A 12,264-nucleotide genomic window follows, 5' to 3' on the forward strand; every position below is an offset into this window, starting at 1 on the left:
GACATGCTCAATAACGATCGGCTGTTGGTGCAGATCCTGCTCCTGGTGTTGTTCGGTGCAAGCTTCTGGGTGATGGCTCCGTTCTGGTCGGCGCTGTTCTGGGGCGCGGTGCTGGCGTTTGCCAGTTGGCCGCTGATGCGCCTGTTGACCCGCTGGGTCAATGGTCGTGAGTCGCTGGCGGCGGCTTTGCTGACCGTAGGCTGGATGGTGCTGGTGGCGGTGCCGCTGGTGTGGCTGGGCTTCAACCTGGCTGATCATGTACGCGACGCCACGGCATTTATCAAGAACGTGCAGGTCGATGGCCTGCCTGATCCCCCGGTATGGCTGGCGGGCTTACCGCTGGTGGGGGGGCGGTTGGTGGGCATCTGGAACAGCATCGATCAGCAAGGTGCAGCCATGATGGTGTCCGTCAGGCCGTACCTGGGTCAGGTCGGCAACTGGCTGCTGGCTCGCAGTGCCCAAATCGGCGGTGGCATTCTCGAACTGACCCTGAGCATTGTGTTCGTGTTCTTTTTTTACCGTGACGGCCCGCGCCTGGCGGTGTTCGTGCACGGGTTGCTGGAGCGTCTGATCGGCGACCGTGCCGGTTACTACATCGAACTGGTGGCCGGTACGGTGCAGCGTGTGGTCAACGGCGTGATCGGCACCGCGGCGGCCCAGGCGGTGCTGGCGCTGATTGGTTTCCTGATCGCGGGCGTACCGGGGGCATTGGTGCTGGGCATCGTCACCTTCCTGCTCAGCCTGATTCCCATGGGGCCGCCCCTGGTCTGGATCCCCGCCACGGCGTGGCTGGTGTGGAAGGGTGAATACGGGATGGCGGTGTTCCTGGGGATCTGGGGCACCTTCATCATCAGCGGTGTGGACAACGTGCTCAAACCCTACCTGATCAGCCGTGGCGGAAACCTGCCGTTGGTGATCGTATTGCTGGGGGTGTTCGGTGGCTTGATTGCCTTCGGCTTCATCGGACTGTTCATTGGCCCGACCCTGCTGGCGGTGGCCTACAGCTTGCTGACGGACTGGAGCAAGAGCCAGGCGCGATAACCCCACTCCTGAGACCAGCACCAACCTTTTTGTAGTGAGGGGATAGATCCCCTCGCCACCAATGGGCTTCTATCCAGCAGGCAAGCCTGGCTCTGAAAAACCAGGCTTGCCGGTCAATCACGTCGCCACGTTCAGGTATTTCCCCACGGGGGCGACATCATCCAGCGAGTATTGTCGACTGAGGTTGGCGATCATCCTGTTCAGCGCTTCACTGACATTGGTCTGGTCGGTGGAGCTGTCGCTGGTGCGGTTGGCCTGTACCGCGCTGGTCAGTTCGCTGGTGCCGGTGTTGCTCTGACCATCGGCGTCGAGCTGGCTGAACAACGCCTCAATGGAGGCCTGTTGTGGCGGTGGCGGGGGGAGGCTGGCGGCGAGTTCGTCGAGGCTGACGGTACCATCTTCATTCTCGTCCAGGGCCGAGAACAGTTCCTGGCTGTCGGCAGTGCTGCCGGCGCTCGCCAGACCATTGCTCAGCTCCTCGCTACTGACCTCGCCATCACCGTCGGCGTCCAGGGCGCTGAGCAGCGCATCGGCCAGTTCAGTCGTCGGCGCCTGGTCCCGTGGCGGCGGAGGCGGTGGCGCCATCGCGGCTATCTCATCACTGCTCAGGTCACCGCTGCTGTCGCTGTCCAGGTCGCTGAAATTGTCGCTCAGGCTGACCAGGATGCCGTCGTCACTCTTCTGCGACAGGGCCGTGCTCAATTCTTCCTGATCGACCGAGCCGTCGGCGTTGCTGTCGAGTTTGCTGAGCAGCTCCTTTTGAAACTGCTGGCTGCGGGCACTGCTGGTCGCGGTACTGCTGGTGCTGGTATAGGGCGAGTAACTGCTGACGCTACCGATCATGGGCGCTCTCCTTGGGCTGGAATGCCGGTGGGTGCACCGGCTTATGCAGCGTCGGCGGGGCAGTTGTCGTGGGTGTGTGGAGTTTGTACCGGCGGGTGTACAAACTCAGCTCCCGGCGCGGCTCCCACATGGGATTGAGGTTGTTTCAGGCGCGGGGCAAGCGGATCACTGCCGTCAATCCACCCCCTGGCGTTTCTTCCAGGCTCAATTGCCCGCCCAAGCGTTCGGCGGCTTCCTTGGCGATGGTCATGCCCAGGCCGACACCGCCGGAGTTGCGGTTGCGTGAGCCTTCCAGGCGATAGAAGGGCTCGAACACTGCTTCGCGTTTATCCGCCGCAATCCCGGGGCCGTGGTCAATCACCCGAATCACTACCTGGTCGCGCTGGTCTTGCAGCGTAATCAACGCATGGCCGGCGTAGCGCAAGGCATTGTCCATGAGGTTGTTGATACACGAGCGCAACGCGATCGGCTGCACCTGTAACGGCGCGCAACCACCGCTGGCTTGCACGTCGGCACCCTGGTCCTGGGCGTTTTCGCTCAGCGATTCCACCAACGCCTGCACGTCCATCCATTGCAGCGCTTCGCTGGTGCGCTGCTCGTGCAGGTAGGTGAGGGTGGCGTCGAGCATGCCAATCATATCGTTCAGGTCCTGACGCATCTGGCCCTGCAGCTTGATGTCATCGATCTGTTCCAGGCGCAGCTTGAGCCGTGAAAGCGGAGTGCGCAGGTCATGGGATACCGCACCGAGCATGCGCGAACGCTGCTGCACCTGCTCGCGAATTCGCTGTTGCATGAGGTTGAACGTATGGGCAGCCTGGCGGGCCTCCCGAGGGCCGGTTTCTTCCAACGGTGGGCTGTCGAGGTTTTCGCTCAGGCGTTCGGCGGCATCGCTCAGGCGCTGGATTGGCCGGGTCAGCAGTTTGGCGCCGTACCAGGCGGCGACGATCAGGCACACAAACTGAAACGTCAGCGGTACCACCGGCCCACCGAACCATGGGCGCGCAGGGCGGTTGGGTGGGGGCCCCGTGGGCCCAGGGTGCTGGCCTTGCCGGGAAAATTCGGGGGGTGGTCCCAAAGGCGGTTTGTCGTATTGAGAAAACCAGGCAAAGGCCAACAGGTGCGCCAGGACGATCGCCAGTAACAGCACGCCAAACAGGCGGCCGAACAAGGTGTCGAGGCGCAAGCGCATCAGCCGATGTCCCGGGCGTCGAACAGGTAGCCTTCGCCGCGCACGGTCTTGATCAGTTGCGGCGCCTTGGGGTCGTCACCCAGCTTTTGGCGCAGGCGCGACACCAGCAGATCGATGCTGCGGTCGAACGCCTCGATGGAGCGCCCACGGGCGGCGTCCAGCAACTGTTCGCGGCTCAGTACCCGGCGCGGTCGTTCGATGAATACCCACAACAGCCGGAACTCGGCGTTGGACAGCGGCACCACCAGCCCGTCGGCGGAGATCAACTGGCGCAGTACGCTGTTGAGTCGCCAGTTATCGAAGCGAATATTGGCCCGTTGCTCGGTGCGGTCGTCGCGTACCCGGCGCAGGATCGTCTGGATCCGCGCCACCAGTTCCCTGGGTTCGAACGGCTTGGCCATGTAATCGTCGGCGCCCAGTTCCAGGCCGATGATGCGGTCGGTGGGCTCGCACCGGGCGGTGAGCATCAGGATCGGGATGTCCGATTCGGCGCGCAGCCAGCGACACAATTGCAAGCCGTCTTCGCCCGGCAGCATCAGGTCGAGCACAACCACGTCGAAATGCTCGGCCTGCATCGCCCGGCGCATGGCCGCGCCATCGTTCACGCCGCTGGCGCGTATGTTGAAACGGGCCAGGTAGTCGATCAGCAGCTCGCGGATCGGCACATCGTCATCGACGATCAACGCCCGGGTACTCCAGCGCTTGTCATCGTCGGGCGCTTTTTGATCGTCAGAATTTGCAACAGGGGTGTTCTGCATGGATGCATCATCTGCCAGATAGGCTGCCAACCGCAAAGAAGGCGGCGAGGTTGAGGCTTCAGCATAGGCTTCGTGCCGCTAGGCGTGAAGCGCTGAAAGGACGGGGGTGCGGCGCCAGACGGTAGCGTGCCGGCGTGTTGTGCGCGTGTCATGAGTGTATCGACTTCGACACAAAGGCCGGCATCGTCCATGCTGTCCGGACGCGATGAGGATTTACCGATCATCGGGTCCCGCACGGGCGCTGGTTCCGCTACAATGCGCGCCGATTTCGACTTGCCTGAGAGCCCACTCATGTCCGCCTGCCAGACGCCCATCATCGTTGCCTTGGATTTCCCTACCCGTGACGCCGCCCTGAAGCTGGCCGACCAGTTGGACCCCAAGCTGTGCCGGGTCAAAGTCGGCAAGGAGCTGTTCACCAGTTGCGCTTCGGAAATTGTCGGGACCCTGCGTGACAAGGGTTTTGAAGTATTCCTGGATTTGAAATTCCACGATATTCCCAATACCACCGCCATGGCCGTCAAGGCGGCCGCCGAAATGGGGGTGTGGATGGTCAACGTGCATTGCTCCGGCGGCCTGCGCATGATGGCGGCCTGCCGTGAAGTGCTGGATCAGCGCAGCGGGCCGAAGCCGTTGCTGATCGGCGTGACCGTGCTGACCAGCATGGAGCGCGAGGACTTGGCCGGTATCGGCCTGGATATCGAGCCTCAGGAACAGGTGCTGCGCCTGGCGGCGCTGGCGCAGAAGGCTGGCCTGGACGGTCTGGTCTGCTCGGCCTTGGAGGCCAGCGCCCTGAAAGCGGCGCACCCGTCGCTGCAACTGGTGACCCCGGGGATTCGTCCGGCGGGCAGCGCCCAGGACGATCAACGCCGCATCCTGACCCCGCGTCAGGCACTGGATGCCGGTTCCGACTACCTGGTGATCGGCCGACCGATCAGCCAGGCGGCTGATCCTGCCAAGGCACTGGCGGCCGTAGTCGCCGAACTGGCCTGATCAGACCTGAAGATCCCTTGTGGGAGCGGGCTTGCTCGCGAAAGCGGTGTGTCAGTTGGCAAAAATGGCGCCTGACAATCCGCCTTCGCGAGCAAGCCCGCTCCCACAGGTGTTTTTGTGACTAGACCTTCAATACCAACTTCCCGAAATTCTCCCCACTGAACAATTTGGTCAGCGTCTCGGGGAATGTCTCCAGTCCTTCAACGATGTCTTCCTTGCTCTTGAGCTGCCCCTTGGCCATCCAGCCGGCCATTTCCTGCCCGGCGGCGGCGAACTGAGAGGCGTAGTCCATGACCACGAAGCCTTCCATGCGCGCCCGGTTGACCAGCAGCGACAAGTAGTTGGCCGGGCCTTTCACCGCTTCTTTGTTGTTGTACTGGCTGATGGCACCGCAGATCACTACGCGAGCCTTGAGGTTCAAGCGGCTGAGCACCGCATCGAGGATGTCGCCGCCGACGTTATCGAAGTACACATCCACGCCTTTGGGACATTCGCGCTTGAGACCGGCATGGACGTCTTCATTCTTGTAGTCGATGGCGCCATCGAAGCCCAGTTCATCGATCAGGAATTTGCATTTGTCGGCCCCGCCGGCGATGCCCACCACGCGGCAACCTTTGATCTTGGCGATCTGCCCGGCGATGCTGCCCACCGCACCGGCGGCACCCGAGAGCACTACTGTCTCGCCGGCCTTGGGCGCGCCCACGTCCAGCAGGGCGAAATAGGCGGTCATGCCGGTCATGCCCAATGCTGACAAGTAGCGCGGTAATGGCGCTAGTTTCGGATCAACCTTGTAGAAACCACGCGGCTCGCCGAGGAAATAATCCTGCACACCCAGCGCACCGTTGACGTAGTCACCGACCGCGAAGGCCGGGTTGTTCGAGGCGACTACCTGGCCTACGCCCAAGGCGCGCATCACTTCTCCAATGCCTACCGGCGGGATGTAAGACTTGCCTTCGTTCATCCAGCCGCGCATGGCCGGATCCAGGGACAGATATTCGTTCTTCACCAGAATCTGGCCGGCTGCCGGCTCGCCGACCGGTACTTGCTGATAGGTGAAAGTCTCGCGGGTCGCAGCGCCTACCGGGCGTTTGGCGAGCAGGAACTGGCGATTGGTCTGGGCAGTCATGGCTGGCACTCAAGATGAATGAAGCCTTGTTGATAGACCTTCGAAGCGTTTGTCGCAAGGTTTGCTGATGCAGCGAATGCAGTTCGATCGAGCCCAGTGATAATGGCGCCGGGGCCGTTATCACTGGCGCCCATGAATACTCAAACGGTAATTGGATAGTGCTGCCGCATCGTCCGGACCTGTGACTAGACTGGCGTCATCTCCCGCACTCTTCGAGGATTTGACAATGAGCATGACGTTTTCCGGACAGGTCGCCGTGGTCACGGGCGCAGCCGCGGGCATTGGCCGTGCGACCGCCCAGGCATTCGCGGCAGAGGGCCTGAAAGTGGTGGCGGCCGACCTGGACGTGGCGGGTGGCGAGGGCACAGTGCAGTCGATTCGTGAGGCGGGCGGTGAAGCGCTGTTCGTGCGCTGCGACGTAACGCTGGAAAGCGACGTGCAGAACCTGATGAGCGAAGTAATCAATGCCTATGGTCGCCTGGATTACGCCTTCAATAACGCCGGGATCGAAATCGAAAAGGGCAAGCTGGCCGACGGCACCCTCGATGAGTTCGACGCCATCATGGGCGTCAATGTGAAGGGCGTCTGGCTGTGCATGAAGTATCAATTGCCTTTGCTGCTGGCCCAAGGGGGCGGTGCCATCGTCAATACCGCCTCGGTGGCGGGTCTGGGGGCGGCGCCGAAGATGAGCATTTATGCAGCGTCCAAGCACGCGGTGATCGGCCTGACCAAATCGGCGGCGATTGAATACGCCAAGAAGAAAATCCGCGTGAACGCGGTTTGCCCGGCGGTAATCGACACCGACATGTTCCGTCGTGCCTATGAAGCGGATCCGAAAAAAGGTGAGTTCGCCAACGCCATGCACCCGGTAGGACGCATCGGCAAGGTCGAGGAGATCGCCAGCGCGGTGCTGTATTTGTGCAGCGATGGCGCTGCATTCACCACCGGTCATTCATTGGCGGTGGACGGCGGCGTCACGGCTTTCTGAAGAACGTTGTATTTAGCGTGTAGGACTAGGCCCGCACTTGTTGTGGGCTTTTTCTTTGGGGGTTAAAAATGCCCCGTGTCAGCCCCTGAATGTGTTTCAAAGGGTGAGAATCGACCGTTTTGGTGACGTTGTCGTACATCGTCTAGAGACGGCCTGTGCTTAACTGTTTCCAGAGATAAAACAGTTGCTTAGGAGCTTGGTTACTCATGGAGTTGAGAATCGACCGGCAGGCCCTGGTGCCTGTCGTGCAGCAAATTGTCGACGCGCTGGCCGGCTGGATTCGACAGGATGCGGTGCAACCGGGAACCCGACTGCCCTCCATTCGCCAATTGGCCCGGGAGAATTTGCTCAGTCAGTCCAGTGTCAACGAGGCGTGTGAACGCCTGGTGGCCCAAGGGGTGTTGGCGGCGCGCCATGGTTCGGGTTTTTTTGTCGCGCCGCCCCCGTCGTCCAGCTACGAGCCCTCTGACAAAGACTGGCTGGAAGACACGCAGATCACCCAGGAAAGCGTGCCCCATAGTTCGCAGTGGGAACTGACGCTGGGCTGTGGCGGGCTGCCCGAGAGTTGGCGCGAAAGCGATGATCTGGGCTACGCGATCCGTCAGGTCACCCGCACCGATATGGCAGGGCTGTTCAGTTACAGTACGCCGATGGGGCTGCCCGCTCTGCGGGAGCAACTGTCCAGGCGCCTGAAACAATTCAATATCCACGCCGATAAAAACCTGATCCTGACCACCACGGGCGCGACCCACGGTCTGGACCTGATTGTGCGCACACTGCTTGAGCCTGGATGCTGCGTTGTGGTGGAGAGTCCGGGGTATTCGAAGCTGTTCGACCTGCTCAGGTTTCATGGCATCGACATGATCGAACTGCCCAGGACTCCGCGCGGCCCGGACGTCGATGCACTCCAATGTCTCTTGGCGACGCATCGGCCCAGCGCTCTGTTCGTCAACAGCGCCTGCCACAACCCGACCGGCAGCAGCCTGGCCCCGGTCGTGGCCCAGCAACTGCTGCAACTGGCGAAAAAGCACGCCATGTTGGTGGTCGAAGACGATGTCTATGCCGACTTCCAGAACTCAACCCGGACCCGACTGGCAGCGCTGGATACCGACGTGGTGTACGTGGGCAGCTTCTCGAAAACCCTGAGCAGCTCATTGCGAGTCGGTTTCGTCGTGGCCGGATCGTCTGTCATCGCACGCTTGAGGGACGTCAAGGGCATTACCAGCATGGGCAGTTCACGCTTCTGTGAGTCAGTGCTGGCCAATCTTCTGGCCAGCGGCGCCTATCGCAAACTGGTCCAGCGTCAGCGCCAGCGTTTGAGTGCCGACATGGCAGCGGTGTTGGAGGTGCTAGAGGATGCGGATTGGGAAGTGTTTGGCAGGCCGGCCGGCGGGCTGTTCATTTGGGCGCGTCCACCGTTATGCGACTACGCTGCATTGCAGCGCTTGGCCAAGCGGTTCGGTGTGGTGCTTTCTTCTCGTACAGCGTTCAGCCCGTCGGGTGCTGTCAGCGACTGGCTGCGGATCAACGTGGCCCACGCCTGCGATTCGAGGGCCCAGGCATTCTTCCGCGCGGCGGCTCTGGATCGACCTCAATTGTCCTGAAAACGACGGCGCTGTAGCTTTTTGCCATTATTCCGACGCCAGCATCTTGTGTTACAGGGCATCTCGTTGCGAATCTGCAATCAACACACACTGGCAGAGGACTGGGCGCAATGATTTCGGCCGTGCAAAGACGTTTTGCCAACCTGGGTATGGCAAAGAAACTGGGCCTGGGGTTTGTCCTGGTGCTGCTGCTTACCGCCGTGGTGGCGGCCATCGGTGTCTGGTCCCTGCAGACCATCAGCTATCGTTTCGATGGCCTGAAACAGATGTCATCCCTCAATAGCGGCTTGCTCAAGGTCCGCCTGCTTGAGCAGGAATACGCCTTGCGCTCGGACCCGAAAACGGTCGATGCCTTGCGGCTGGGCGTGGACGGACTGATTGCCCAGGCCAACGAGCTCAAGGCGCAATCGGCGGCCAACGTGCCGGTGATGAACGACGTGGAGCAAGCCTTGGCGGCTTATCGCAAGGCGTTCGACGAATTCGTTGAGTTGAGCCAGAGCAAGGATCTGGCACTGGAAATGGCCAGTTGGTCAGTGTCCAGCGTTGCCAATAACCTGGATGTGCTGCAAGCGGGCCTGGCAGATGATGGCGCTTATACCCTGAAAGAGTCCGAAGGCAAGGAGGGCGGCGAGTTCATTGAGCAAGCCAATCAGGTCAGCGAAGTGTCTCGGTTGATGTTGCAGGCCATGAACGAAGCGCGGGTACGCCTGGATCAAAGCCGCAAAGGCTCTGAAGAGGGCGGCCAGGGCACTATCGAACAGGCCGAGCAAGCCATGAAGCAGGCCGAGGTGCTCAAGACCGCCGTCAAGGACCCGGGATACCAGACCGTGCTTAACGAAGTGGCCGGGCATATCGCTGGTTTCAACGAAAAACTCGCTGAATACACCGGCCTGCTGGCCCAGGAGAAAATCGTCTACCAGCAACTGCACGAGCGTGCCTCCCAGGTAGTGGAGCGGGTTGACCAGGCTTACACCGCCGAGGACGGTGCCATGCAGACGGAACTGAAGAAGAATTCGCTGCTGATCATCGGCTCGTCGGCCCTGGCGCTGCTGGTGGGACTGATTGCGGCCTGGGTCATTACCCGGTTGATCGTCGGGCCGTTGCGCAGCGTCATCCGTGTTGCACAGCAGATTGCCTCGGGCGACTTGAGTGCAACGGTGCAGGTGACGCGCCAGGATGAGATCGGTCAACTGATGCTCGCCATGCAACAGATGGGGGCGGGCCTGAGCAGTATCGTCAGCGGTTTGCAGGCCGGTATCGAACAGTTGGCCAACTCCGCCCAATCGCTGTCGGCCGTGACCGAGCAGACCAACCTGGAGGTCAGCAGCCAGAAGGAGGAGACCGAACAGGTCGCCACGGCCATGAACCAGATGACCGCCACCGTGCACGACGTGGCGCGCAATGCCGAAGAGGCGGCCCAGGCGGCCCAGACCGCCGACGATAAGGTTGAAAGCGGTCAGCAGGTGGTGCGTCAGAGCATGGTGCGCATTGAACAATTGGCCGACTCGGCCACTTCAGCCAGCAGCAGTATCGAAAGCCTCAGCGCTGAGATCCAGAACATTGGCACGGTGTTGAGCGTGATCAAGAGCGTGGCTGAGCAGACCAACTTGCTGGCGCTCAATGCGGCCATCGAAGCGGCCAGGGCCGGTGAGCAGGGCAGGGGCTTTGCGGTGGTGGCCGATGAAGTGCGGGCCTTGGCCAAGCGCACGCAACAGTCCACCGAGGAAATCGAACGCCTGGTGAGCGCCTTGCGCTCAGCAGCCCAGACCTCCGTGCAGCAGATCCAGAGCAGTGGCGAGCTGGTGAAGATGGCGGTCAGTGATGCCCTGCAAACCGAAAGCGCCCTGGGGAGCATTGCGGCGGCGGTGTCGCTGATCCAGCAGATGAATCAGCAAATTGCGGCGGCGGCCGAGCAACAGAGTTCGGTGGCTGAAGAGATCAACCGCAGTGTCACCAGCATCCGCGCCAGTGCCGATCAATCTTCCCTGGCGATGCAGGGCAATGCCGCGTCGAGCATTGAGCTGGCGCAGCTAGGGGTTGAGCTCAAGGGGATGGTGGGGCATTTCAGGCTGTGAGCTGTCGACGGACCCTGTGTAGCGAGGGGATAAATCACCTCGCTACACAGGAGTCAGGCTTGAGAGCCTAACCCGAATATCAGTCGTAAACCTTCTTCTTCTTCCACTCGTCGTTTACTTCGGCGTCCTTCAGCCCTTCGGTCAACTGGTTGACTTCGCCTTCGACCGGCTGGGTGCTGGCCAGAACCATGGCATTGGCGCGGGCCAGGAGTTTTTCCAGGTAGTCCAGTTGTTCGGCATAGACCTGCGGTTCCTGTTGCTTGCGCAGGTACTGCACACCCCGTTCGAACGCCAGGCGGGCCTGCCCCGGTTGTTCTTGCTGCAAGGCGTGTTGGCCGAGATTATTGAAGAACTCGATGTGCAACAGCACCAGGATGTGTCGCACTTCGCGGATCCAGCGCTTGGCTTCGTTGGGCGGCAGGAAACCATCCTGGGCGGCGCGGGTAATCTGACCGTGAAGGGCCTCGAGCAGAAACCGCACATCCTTGGCCTTGGCTTCGGTCTGGATCGGTGCCGGTGGGTTGTTCACCGGAATCGATTCACCCTGGGCGGCCAGCGCATTCAGTTCGTCCAGGCGCGCCTTGACCGCTGTATTGGTTTTCTCCAGGTTCAGCAGGCGCTGGCAGACGTTGATCTCAAGACGCGTGATCAACAGCTTCAGGGCCGGGGTCATCAATTGTCCGGGAAAGGTTTCAGTGAGCTCGCCACAACGACGCAAGCGGTCGTTGAGTTCAATCTTGGTACGGGCCTTTTCCAGCTTGTTGTTTTCCACCACATGGTTCATGTAGCCAATGGCGATCAACAGTGCGATCCCGGCTACGACGAGCAGGGTGATCATGAGTGGTGTCACCGGTAAGACCTCTTTATTGGGGTTCGCATATCAAGAGTGTAGTGGCTTGGCTTTTAAGCGCATAGGCCTGTGCGATGCGATTAGACAGGCGTGGCGCTGCGTATGGAAGTGCGGCGAATATGGATGCACATTGCCACTATTTGTCGGACACGACTATAACGTCTTGGCGGATGACAGAATATAGGCGCCAGAGACCGGACGGGCAAAATGTGCGAACAGCCCCTAAACCGGGCGAAGTCATTGATTTAAATAAATTTATATCTGGGGGTTGACGACCCAGCAATCCATCCATAGAATGCGCGCCACTTACAGCGTAAAGCACTTAGCCAAACGCGATAAGCAGTGAATGTTGTACGTGTGTCCCCTTCGTCTAGTGGCCTAGGACACCGCCCTTTCACGGCGGTAACAGGGGTTCGAGTCCCCTAGGGGACGCCAATGCGGGAATAGCTCAGTTGGTAGAGCACGACCTTGCCAAGGTCGGGGTCGCGAGTTCGAGTCTCGTTTCCCGCTCCAATTTTAAACAGCGTTGCCTTCGGGCAGGGCTGAGTGAAACCAGAACCGATATCTTCGGGTACGGATCTGGGCACTGGAACACACACCATGTGTTCCGGGCAGCGTGTCCCCTTCGTCTAGTGGCCTAGGACACCGCCCTTTCACGGCGGTAACAGGGGTTCGAGTCCCCTAGGGGACGCCATTTGCGGGAATAGCTCAGTTGGTAGAGCACGACCTTGCCAAGGTCGGGGTCGCGAGTTCGAGTCTCGTTTCCCGCTCCAAATATTGCGCTACAGAGTTCCACTGAA

General features: G+C 60.8%; 10 protein-coding genes, 4 tRNA genes and 1 pseudogene. 10 read left to right on the top strand and 5 right to left on the bottom strand.

The features are described 5' to 3' along the window. Positions 1 to 3: 3 nt before the first annotated feature. Entirely contained in the window at positions 4 to 1,041 is a 1,038-nt protein-coding gene (locus MKS85_RS07380; RefSeq protein WP_047230347.1) for an AI-2E family transporter, read from the top strand. Positions 1,042 to 1,158: 117 nt separating this feature from the next. Here the strand turns inward: MKS85_RS07380 and xopAW are convergent, their stop codons facing one another. From xopAW to MKS85_RS07395, 3 genes are all read right to left on the bottom strand, one after another. Then, the gene (xopAW, locus tag MKS85_RS07385; RefSeq protein ID WP_188252031.1) at positions 1,159 to 1,884 is read right to left on the bottom strand and encodes an EF-hand domain-containing protein; all 726 of its coding nucleotides are present in this window, start codon (positions 1,882 to 1,884) and stop codon (positions 1,159 to 1,161) included. A gap of 145 nt (positions 1,885 to 2,029) precedes the next feature. Beyond that, on the bottom strand, positions 2,030 to 3,073 hold the full coding sequence (locus tag MKS85_RS07390) for a HAMP domain-containing sensor histidine kinase (RefSeq protein WP_188252032.1): 1,044 nt from the start codon (positions 3,071 to 3,073) through the stop codon (positions 2,030 to 2,032). Further along, positions 3,073 to 3,831: a response regulator gene (locus MKS85_RS07395; RefSeq protein ID WP_047230350.1), complete on the bottom strand. Its 759-nt coding sequence runs from the start codon at positions 3,829 to 3,831 to the stop codon at positions 3,073 to 3,075. The genes MKS85_RS07390 and MKS85_RS07395 overlap by 1 nt, the downstream gene beginning before the upstream one ends. A 291-nt stretch (positions 3,832 to 4,122) precedes the next feature. Between MKS85_RS07395 and pyrF the strand changes: the two genes are divergently transcribed. Further along, complete coding sequence (gene pyrF / locus MKS85_RS07400; protein ID WP_160893102.1) at positions 4,123 to 4,821, top strand: orotidine-5'-phosphate decarboxylase; 699 nt, start codon at positions 4,123 to 4,125, stop codon at positions 4,819 to 4,821. A 121-nt stretch (positions 4,822 to 4,942) separates the two neighbouring features. Here the strand turns inward: pyrF and MKS85_RS07405 are convergent, their stop codons facing one another. Further along, entirely contained in the window at positions 4,943 to 5,947 is a 1,005-nt protein-coding gene (locus MKS85_RS07405) for an NADP-dependent oxidoreductase (RefSeq protein ID WP_047230351.1), read from the bottom strand. A gap of 226 nt (positions 5,948 to 6,173) precedes the next feature. Here MKS85_RS07405 and MKS85_RS07410 point away from each other — a divergent pair, with 226 nt between their 5' ends. The 4 genes and pseudogenes from MKS85_RS07410 to MKS85_RS28920 all read left to right on the top strand — a co-directional run bounded on the left by MKS85_RS07410 (position 6,174) and on the right by MKS85_RS28920 (position 10,614). Then, on the top strand, positions 6,174 to 6,935 hold the full coding sequence (locus MKS85_RS07410; protein ID WP_047230352.1) for an SDR family oxidoreductase: 762 nt from the start codon (positions 6,174 to 6,176) through the stop codon (positions 6,933 to 6,935). Positions 6,936 to 7,141: 206 nt separating this feature from the next. Then, entirely contained in the window at positions 7,142 to 8,539 is a 1,398-nt protein-coding gene (locus MKS85_RS07415; protein WP_188252033.1) for a PLP-dependent aminotransferase family protein, read from the top strand. Between the two features lie 989 nt (positions 8,540 to 9,528). Next, a pseudogene (locus tag MKS85_RS28915) lies at positions 9,529 to 9,753 on the top strand (HAMP domain-containing protein); the annotation flags it as partial. Further along, positions 9,751 to 10,614 (top strand): methyl-accepting chemotaxis protein, encoded by an 864-nt coding sequence (locus tag MKS85_RS28920; protein WP_371264151.1) that lies wholly within the window; start codon positions 9,751 to 9,753, stop codon positions 10,612 to 10,614. The pseudogene MKS85_RS28915 and the gene MKS85_RS28920, both read left to right, overlap by 3 nt. 79 nt (positions 10,615 to 10,693) lie before the next feature. Here MKS85_RS28920 and MKS85_RS07425 read toward each other — a convergent pair whose 3' ends face one another. Continuing rightward, positions 10,694 to 11,452, bottom strand: coding sequence for a hypothetical protein (locus MKS85_RS07425; protein ID WP_076383820.1), 759 nt, complete (start codon positions 11,450 to 11,452; stop codon positions 10,694 to 10,696). 371 nt (positions 11,453 to 11,823) lie between these two features. On the opposite strand from MKS85_RS07425, the gene MKS85_RS07430 reads away from it, so the two are divergent. The 4 genes from MKS85_RS07430 (at position 11,824) to MKS85_RS07445 (ending at position 12,237) form a co-directional block, all read left to right on the top strand. Next, positions 11,824 to 11,899 (top strand) — tRNA-Glu (locus MKS85_RS07430). A gap of 2 nt (positions 11,900 to 11,901) precedes the next feature. Beyond that, positions 11,902 to 11,977 (top strand) — tRNA-Gly (locus tag MKS85_RS07435). A gap of 105 nt (positions 11,978 to 12,082) precedes the next feature. Next, positions 12,083 to 12,158, top strand: a tRNA-Glu gene (locus MKS85_RS07440). 3 nt (positions 12,159 to 12,161) lie between these two features. Continuing rightward, positions 12,162 to 12,237 (top strand) — tRNA-Gly (locus MKS85_RS07445). The last annotated feature ends 27 nt before the right edge of the window (positions 12,238 to 12,264 follow it).

It is taken from the genome of Pseudomonas sp. JL2, assembly GCF_031570495.1.
In the GTDB taxonomy this organism is placed as follows: Bacteria; Pseudomonadota; Gammaproteobacteria; order Pseudomonadales; family Pseudomonadaceae; genus Aquipseudomonas; species Aquipseudomonas rhizophila.

What these genes read in the sequence shown, in the direction of transcription:
- MKS85_RS07380 (WP_047230347.1), top strand. Translation starts at nt 4, where the DNA reads ATGCTCAATAACGATCGGCTGTTGGTGCAGATCCTGCTCCTGGTGTTG.
- xopAW (WP_188252031.1), bottom strand. Translation starts at nt 1,884, where the DNA reads ATGATCGGTAGCGTCAGCAGTTACTCGCCCTATACCAGCACCAGCAGT.
- MKS85_RS07390 (WP_188252032.1), bottom strand. Translation starts at nt 3,073, where the DNA reads ATGCGCTTGCGCCTCGACACCTTGTTCGGCCGCCTGTTTGGCGTGCTG.
- MKS85_RS07395 (WP_047230350.1), bottom strand. Translation starts at nt 3,831, where the DNA reads ATGCAGAACACCCCTGTTGCAAATTCTGACGATCAAAAAGCGCCCGAC.
- pyrF (WP_160893102.1), top strand. Translation starts at nt 4,123, where the DNA reads ATGTCCGCCTGCCAGACGCCCATCATCGTTGCCTTGGATTTCCCTACC.
- MKS85_RS07405 (WP_047230351.1), bottom strand. Translation starts at nt 5,947, where the DNA reads ATGACTGCCCAGACCAATCGCCAGTTCCTGCTCGCCAAACGCCCGGTA.
- MKS85_RS07410 (WP_047230352.1), top strand. Translation starts at nt 6,174, where the DNA reads ATGAGCATGACGTTTTCCGGACAGGTCGCCGTGGTCACGGGCGCAGCC.
- MKS85_RS07415 (WP_188252033.1), top strand. Translation starts at nt 7,142, where the DNA reads ATGGAGTTGAGAATCGACCGGCAGGCCCTGGTGCCTGTCGTGCAGCAA.
- MKS85_RS28920 (WP_371264151.1), top strand. Translation starts at nt 9,751, where the DNA reads ATGGGGGCGGGCCTGAGCAGTATCGTCAGCGGTTTGCAGGCCGGTATC.
- MKS85_RS07425 (WP_076383820.1), bottom strand. Translation starts at nt 11,452, where the DNA reads ATGATCACCCTGCTCGTCGTAGCCGGGATCGCACTGTTGATCGCCATT.